Raw genomic sequence first — 849 nt, 5'->3', positions numbered from 1 at the left:
TCAGGAAGCGACCGAGGGCGATAGCGCTGCGGTCAGCACTGGTGATGCGAAGGTTATGGAGCGTGGTGAGCTTCGGATGGACCCGCTGCGCCATGCGGTGACCTGGAAGGGCAATGATGTTTCACTGACCGTGACCGAGTTTCTGCTTCTGCAGGCCTTGGCGCAACGCCCAGGCTTCGTCAAAAGCCGCGACCAGCTGATGGACGTGGCCTATGACGATCAGGTCTATGTCGACGACCGCACCATCGACAGCCACATCAAACGCCTTCGCAAGAAGATGCGCGCCGCTGATCCTGAGTTCTCGGCCATCGAGACGCTCTATGGCATCGGCTACCGCTACAACGAAGAATAGGCACGCGCCCCGTTTGAAGGTATTGTGGTCCCGTGCGTGACACTGACCAATCTGACGAGCTGCACGACGGTGATGTCGTAATCGGGGATGACTGGGTTATCCCACAAGACCCCGAGTCTGCCGAACTGCGAGAGAAGCGGTCGCGGAGGAACTTGTTTTCTCTGCGCGGCTCGCCTTTGGCGCGCAAGATCGTCACCTTCAACCTGATTGCCTTGGTCATTCTCGTGACCGGTCTTTTGTATCTGGACGATTCCCGGAAGGAACAGGTTCAGCAAACCGCGCGCAACCTGATGGGCGACGCACAGCTGGTCAGCAACGTGTTCGAGGCTCAGATCCGTCAGAACGCAGCCGCGGGCGCGCAAAATCCGCGGGTGCTGGATGTGGGTGATACTCTGGCCGGGTTAAGTCTACCAGAAGGTGGCGAGGTCTTTGTTTACGACGCCAGCGGCACGTTGATCGGTTGGACGCGGGGTGCCTCAGTTGCCGTTGATCTGTCG

The 849-nt window shown here is 59.1% G+C and carries 2 protein-coding genes; both read left to right on the top strand.

Going from position 1 to position 849, the window contains the following annotated elements:
• Positions 1–352, top strand: a 352-nt coding sequence (locus tag ACR0E6_RS21940) for a winged helix-turn-helix domain-containing protein (RefSeq protein ID WP_480587308.1), incomplete at its 5' end; no start/stop codon positions are given.
• 32 nt (positions 353–384) lie between these two features.
• Positions 385–849, top strand: a 465-nt coding sequence (locus tag ACR0E6_RS21935; RefSeq protein ID WP_480587306.1) for a sensor N-terminal transmembrane domain-containing protein, incomplete at its 3' end; no start/stop codon positions are given.

The organism is Ruegeria sp. AP12, assembly GCF_056540025.1.
The sequence above is the reverse complement of the archived record's forward strand: the minus strand, read 5'-3'. Positions and strand labels throughout refer to the sequence as shown.